The organism is Micromonospora sp. NPDC004540, assembly GCF_040610095.1.
Classification (GTDB): Bacteria; Actinomycetota; Actinomycetes; order Mycobacteriales; family Micromonosporaceae; genus Micromonospora.
The window spans coordinates 1-5973 of the sequence record NZ_JBEXLR010000175.1 but is presented as its reverse complement, the minus strand read 5'-3'; the positions used below and the strand labels follow the sequence as shown (position 1 = coordinate 5973).

General features: G+C 76.3%; 7 protein-coding genes. 2 read left to right on the top strand and 5 right to left on the bottom strand.

Annotated features, from left to right (window positions below):
* Nucleotides 1–74 precede the first annotated feature (74 nt).
* The gene (locus ABZV78_RS31120) at nucleotides 75–908 is read right to left on the bottom strand and encodes a hypothetical protein (RefSeq protein WP_355644348.1); all 834 of its coding nucleotides are present in this window, start codon (nucleotides 906–908) and stop codon (nucleotides 75–77) included.
* A gap of 332 nt (nucleotides 909–1240) precedes the next feature.
* On the opposite strand from ABZV78_RS31120, the gene ABZV78_RS31115 reads away from it, so the two are divergent.
* Nucleotides 1241–2191, top strand: a complete 951-nt coding sequence (locus tag ABZV78_RS31115; protein WP_355644346.1) for an endonuclease/exonuclease/phosphatase family protein — start codon at nucleotides 1241–1243, stop codon at nucleotides 2189–2191.
* 4 nt (nucleotides 2192–2195) lie between these two features.
* Here ABZV78_RS31115 and ABZV78_RS31110 read toward each other — a convergent pair whose 3' ends face one another.
* The gene (locus tag ABZV78_RS31110) at nucleotides 2196–2624 is read right to left on the bottom strand and encodes an OsmC family protein (protein WP_262285231.1); all 429 of its coding nucleotides are present in this window, start codon (nucleotides 2622–2624) and stop codon (nucleotides 2196–2198) included.
* Between the two features lie 75 nt (nucleotides 2625–2699).
* Nucleotides 2700–3641 carry a serine/threonine-protein kinase gene (locus ABZV78_RS31105; protein ID WP_355644344.1) on the bottom strand — a complete coding sequence of 314 codons (942 nt, stop codon included), beginning with the start codon at nucleotides 3639–3641 and terminating at the stop codon, nucleotides 2700–2702.
* A 156-nt stretch (nucleotides 3642–3797) separates the two neighbouring features.
* Here ABZV78_RS31105 and ABZV78_RS31100 point away from each other — a divergent pair, with 156 nt between their 5' ends.
* Nucleotides 3798–4019 carry a hypothetical protein gene (locus ABZV78_RS31100; RefSeq protein ID WP_355644342.1) on the top strand — a complete coding sequence of 74 codons (222 nt, stop codon included), beginning with the start codon at nucleotides 3798–3800 and terminating at the stop codon, nucleotides 4017–4019.
* Nucleotides 4020–4025: 6 nt separating this feature from the next.
* Here the strand turns inward: ABZV78_RS31100 and ABZV78_RS31095 are convergent, their stop codons facing one another.
* Nucleotides 4026–4823: an alpha/beta hydrolase gene (locus ABZV78_RS31095; RefSeq protein WP_355644340.1), complete on the bottom strand. Its 798-nt coding sequence runs from the start codon at nucleotides 4821–4823 to the stop codon at nucleotides 4026–4028.
* Nucleotides 4824–4878: 55 nt separating this feature from the next.
* Complete coding sequence (locus tag ABZV78_RS31090) at nucleotides 4879–5772, bottom strand: SDR family oxidoreductase (RefSeq protein WP_355644338.1); 894 nt, start codon at nucleotides 5770–5772, stop codon at nucleotides 4879–4881.
* Between the last annotated feature and the right edge of the window lie 201 nt (nucleotides 5773–5973).

The following is a 5973-nucleotide window of genomic DNA, read 5'->3' as shown; positions in this document are numbered from 1 at the left end:
GCCGGAGACGCCGACCGCCGCCGCGGGGGTGCCGGGCGGCGGCGCCGCCGAGCGCAGCGCCGCCTGAGCGCCGCTCAGACCAGCGCCGCCACCACCGTGGTGGCCCGCTGCTCGTGCTTCGCGTACGCGTCGGGGAAGGCGGAGACCTGCACGGCCTGGGCCGCCGCGGTGAGGCTCAGCTCCGTCCAGCCGGGCACCTCCTTCAGCGCGGTGAAGAAGGCGCGGGCCGCGTACGCCGGCCGCATGATCTCGGCGACGGTGCCCCAGCCGCTGCTGGGCCGCTGCTGGAACAGCCCGACGGAGTCGTGGTCGGAGCCGCTGCCCTGGTGCGGGTAGTCGAACGACTCCGGGAGCACGTCGCTGGCCAGGTTGTAGAGGTTGCTCTCCTGCATGGCGGTGGCGACGGCCACCACCAGCGCCCGGCGCGGCATCTTCATGGCCAGGCCCGCGTCGACGATCGCCTTGGCGTTGTCCATCTGCCGCTGGTCCAGCCCGGCGACGGGACGGGGGTGCTTGGGCCGGACCGGCTTCTTCGGCGCCTTCTTCGTGGGCGTCGGGCTGGGCGTGGCGGCCGGGATCGGGGTGACCGGCACGGCGACCGGCGGGGCGGCCCGCTCGAAGTCCCGGGAGGCCCGCTGCTCGCTGGCCGCCCGGTCGGCGAGCACCTCGCGGACCGGCTCGTGCCGCTGCCCGGTCTCCCGCGCGCCGACCACGCCGATCAGGCCGAGGCAGCAGGTCACGCCGGTGGCGACGGCGACCCGGGCGGGGGTGGAGCGGACCGGGCCGCGCCGCGGGGGCTCCGGGGCTCGGTGCCGGCCGATCCTCCGTTCGGCTGATGCCGGGTCGATCGTACGGCGAAGGGGCGGCTTCTCGGTCGGCTTCTGCTCAGCGGGGTCGTCGGGAGGCACCCGCCGAGGCTAGAAAGCTTCCCGGCGCTTGCCATCGGGGTGGTTGGTGGCATGCGCCACAATTTGCCATGATCCGCCCGCACATTACGCTCGGTGCACCACGAACTCGATCTTCCGCGCCTGTCGCCTTTTCCGTTCATGTCGGGAACTCCCGGATAGAACGGGCGCATGATCGTCTTTTCGGCGGTTCCACCCGCCCTCCTCCGTTCGGGGGAGGGGCACGCCCCTCACCTGGGGGTCCACGCGTCGGCCGGAGAGGCCAGGCGGCCGGGGGCCGGGGCGTACCCGGATCGCCCTCACCGGAGGTCCGGCGGCTCGATACGATGCGGACGGTGACGGAGCAGATGGTCGATGAGCGGGCCGCCGGAGAACCCGCCGGCCGCCGGGGCCGGCGGGGGCTGATCGTCAGCCTGTGCGCCGTCCTGCTCGCCGTGCTGCTCGTCGGCCACCGGGCCGTCCCCAACGTGCACGGCCTGGGCAGCCTGGTCGACAGCGCCACCCCGCTGCTCGGGCTCGGCGTACCTCTGCTCGCGCTCGCTGCGCTGCTGCGCCGCTCCCGCCGGGCCCTGCTCGTGGTCCTGCTGCCGGCGCTGGTCTGGGCGGCGCTCTACGGCGGCGCCTGGCTGCCGCCCGCGTCCGGCGCGGGCGCCACCTCGCTCCGGGTGGCCAGCCAGAACCTGCACTCCGGCAACCCCGACCCGGCCGCCACGGTCGACGCCCTGGCCGACGCCGGCCCGGACCTGATCGGCCTCCAGGAGGTCGACGACGGCGACCGGGTCGCCGCCGCGCTGGACGGGCGCTACCCGCACCGGGCCGCGGTCTCCACGGTCGGGCTGTGGAGCCGCTGGCCGATCCGGGAGGCGCACGGCGTGGACACCGGCCTCGGTTGGGAGCGCGCGTTGCGAGCCGTGGTCGCCGCCCCGCAGGGCGACCTGGCGGTCTACGTGGTGCACCTCGGCTCGGCCCGGGCCGGACACACCGCCACCCGCGACGAGACCCTCGCCGCCCTCGCCGCCACCGTCCGGGCCGACGCAGCGCCCCGGCTCGTGGTGCTCGGCGACCTGAACACCGCCAGCACCGACCGGGTCTTCGTGCCGCTCACCCGCCTGCTGCGCGACGCCCAGGCCGACGCCGGTCAGGGCTTCGGCTTCACCTGGCCGGCGGAACTTCCGGTGACCCGCCCGGACCACGTCCTCTTCCGGGGCCTCACCCCCACCACCGCCGGGGTGGTGCACACCCCGGACAGCGACCACCGCGCGGTGACCGCCGGCTTCCGGTGGTGAGCGGTCAGTGCCGGCCGTTCTCCGCCGGGGTGACGGTGAGCCGGTGCCGGCTGTTGTCGCCGCTGGAGAAGGGCCAGAGCCGGTCCGCGTGCGCCACCAGGTCGGCCAGCTGCTCGCGGGTGAGTCCGGCCGAGGAGATCTCGGCGTGCACGTCGGCGCGGTAGCGGCCGTCGTCGTCGCGGCCCAGCTTCGCCGCCGCGGTCACCTCGACGGTGTGCGCCTCGTCGGTGATCTCGCCGGCCGCCTCCACCGCCGCGTGGTGCAGGCAGGAGGCGAACGCGGCGGCCAGGAGCTGCTCCGGCGTCAGGCCGGTGCAGTGCGGCGCCAACGGGGACGCCAGGGCGGAGGAGAGACCGCCGTCGTCGGTGCGTACGTGACCGCCCGCGGCGGTCGCCGTGGCCGTCTCGGCCAGCCAGGAACTCGGATCCGGCATCGCGTTCCTCCCGTCACTCACCCGCCCGGCTACCCGGCCCCCGTCCGGCGAAACCGCGCCTGAGCAGGCAGCACGTCAGCGGGAGGTAAGGTACGCGTCGACCGCGATCGCCTCGGTCGCCTCGGTGGCGGCCCGCTCGGTCCATGCCGACACCGGGACGCTGCGCTGGCGGGGCGCCGTCGCGACCATCGGGACGTAGACCCGGGCGTCCACCACCTCGGCGAGCAGCAGCGCCGCCATCAGGCTGGTCGGCCGGTCGCCCGGGTCGATGGCGAGGCAGCGCCGGCACAGGTCGGCCGCCTCGGCCGGCAACCCGTCGATCTCGGGCAGCGGCTCCGGTGGCCGGCGCCGGCCCGAGCCGAGCAGCTGGGTGGTGCTGTCGGCCGTGTACGGGAGCCGGCCGGTCAGGCAGTAGTAGAGGAGCACGCCCAGGGCGTACATGTCGGCGGCGGGAGTGGCCGGCTGCCGGTCGAGCTGCTCCGGCGCCAGGTACGCCGGGGTGCCGACCACGATCCCGTCCGGGGTGTGGTCCGGCGCGCCGGCCGGGGTGGCGATCCCGAAGTCGAGCACCTTCACCCCGGCCGGGGTGAGGATCACGTTCGCCGGTTTCACGTCGCGGTGCACGATGCCGTGCGCGTGCGCGGCGGCCAGCGCGGCGCTCACCTCGGCGCAGACCCGCACCGCGATCCGCCAGTCCAGCGGGCCGGCGCGCAGGTGGGCGGCGAGCGTCTCCCCCTCGGCCAGCTCCATGACGATGTACGGCACGGCGCGCCCGTCCGGCAGGGCGGCGGTGCCGAAGTCGTGCACGCTGGTCACGTTCGGGTGCACCAGCCGGGCCGCCGAGCGGGCCTCGGCCCGGATCCGCTCCACCGAGGTGGCCTCGCCGTCCATCCCCGGCGAGATCAGCTTCACCGCGACGGTCCGGTCGAGCACGAGGTCGTGCGCCCGCCACACCTCGGACATTCCGCCGATGCCGACGCGCCGTTCGAGCTCGTACCGCCCGCCCAGCGTCCTCATCGACCACTCCTCGTCCTCGTTCGGTCCCGCTCCTGGTTCTCGCTACCCGGGCCCCGAGCAGGGCAAACCGCCGGGGGTTTCCCGGCCCGGGCGCGGGCGGCGCGGGGTAGCTTCGCCAACAGAGGGGCGTGTCGACGGCGATACGGAGGGTGACCGGTGGCTCTGGTGCGCGTACGGTTCGTCGGCGGGCCCGCCGACGACCTGGTCCGGGATCTGCCCGCCGAACCGGACGGGGCGCCGCCGCGGCGGTGGATCGTGCGCCACCCCGACCGGCCGCCCGGCGGCGAGGCGGACCACCTCTACGAGCGCGACCACCACCACGGGGGCGACTGGACGATGCGGTACGTGCGCACCGATCCGTTCGGCGCCACCGAGTGAGCCCGGTCAGGCCGCCCGCGCGCCGGTGGTGCCGAGGATGACCGAGGCGACCAGCTCCGGGTCGTCGTGCATCGGCACGTGTCCGCAGCCGGTCAGGTCCAGATGCCGGGCCGCCGGCAGCCGCGTCCGCGCCAGCGCCGCCTGCCGGTAGGGCAGGATCCGGTCCCGGGTGCCCCAGGCGATCGTCACCGGCACCGTCGGCGCGCCGGCGAACGCGTAGCCCCGGCCGGCCCGGGCCACCGCCCGGAACGCCCGCGCCTCGCGCAGCGCCCGCGCGTCGGCCAGCGCCTCGGCCAGCGCCATCCGGTTCGGCCGGGCCAGGATCATGCCCAGCGCGAGGGCGCGCAGCGCCGGGGCGGCGAACAGCGACCGCAGCACCGGCTCGGGCAGCCGCGCGGCGTTGCGGTGCAGGGTGAGCACGGTGAGCGCCCAGCGCAGCTCGCGCGGGGTGCAGAAGCCGGCGGGGGAGAGGGCGGTGGCCGAGGAGACCGCGCCGGCGGCGGCCAGCTCCAGCGCGATGGCCCCACCGAGGCTGTTGCCCGCCACGTGCGGGCGGTCCAGCCCGAGCGCGGCGAACAGCTCGACGATCCCGGCCACCAGGCCGGGCATGTCGGCCGGCAGGCCGGCGGCGGGCACCGGCGAGCGGCCGAACCCGGGCAGGTCGACGGCGATCACGTCGTGCGCCTCGGCGAGCCGGTCCAGCACCGGCGACCAGGCGGCCCAGTGGTGACCGATGCCGTGCAGCAGCACCAGCGGCGCGCCGGCCCCGCGCCGCTCGAAGACCACCTCCACCGGGGCGCTCATCGTGCCACCGTCGTTCGCGACTGCGGGGCTCGCAGAACCGGCTCACTCCTCGCGCTCACCGCGTCACGTCCGGCGTGCTCGCCCCGAAGCCCCGCCCGAGTGCCCGGGACTGCTCCTCGATGAGTGGAACCACGTCCTTCGCGGTCCGCCCGACCAGCTTGTCGGCGAGCGGGCTGACCAGCACCGATCGGACCGCCTGCACGGCCCCGACGGCGCGCGGCACGTAGACCCGGCGCCGGCGGCGCTCGATGGCCCGGACGAACGCCTCCGCGCACTCCTGCACGGTGGTGGTCCGCCGCATCGGCCAGGGGAGCTTCGCCAGCGCCGTCTCGAAGGCCGGCAGGTCGGCCCGCGCCTCGCGGACCAGGTCGGTGTCCACCCAGGACGGGTGCGCCGTGCCCACGGCGACCCCGCGATGCGCCAGCTCCAGCCGGATCGCCGTGCCGAAGTGCTCGACTCCGGCCTTGGAGGCGCAGTAGGCGGCCATCCCGGGCAGCGCCGCGAACGCGGCGGCGGAGGAGACGATCAGCAGGTAGCCCCGGCGGGCGGTGAGCGCCGGCACGGTCGCCGCCGCGGTGCGCATCACCCCGATCAGGTTCACCTCGACCGTGCGGACCAGCGCCTCGACGTCGCCGACGGCGATGGTGCCCCGGTTGGCCACCCCGGCGTTCGCCACCACCGCGTCGATGCCGCCCAGCGCCGTGACCGTGCCGTCCACGGCGGCGGCCAGCTCGGCCTGGTCGGTGACGTCGGCGGGGAACCAGACGTGGCCGGGGCCCAGCTCGGTGGCGAGCGCGGCGAGCCGGTCGGGCTCCAGCCCGACCAGGGCCAGCCGGGCGCCCCGGGCCGCGGCGAGCCGGGCGGTGTGCTCGCCGATGCCCCGCGCCGCCCCGGTCACCAGCACCACCTTGCCGGCCAGCCGGCCGGCGGGACGACCGTCGATGGACATGCCGGCAAGTTACCACCGGGTAGCGGGCTGGGGAAGGGCCGTCCGGCGCGTCCGGGGCCAGGCCCGGACGCCCTGGTCGGCCAGCCACCGCGGGCCGTCGGCGCCGCGGGCCAGCGCGGCCACCGCCAGCATCGCGGCACGTGCGGCGTCGGGCGTGTACTCACGCCGGCGCACGCGCAAATTGGCCGCCGGCTAGTTGGC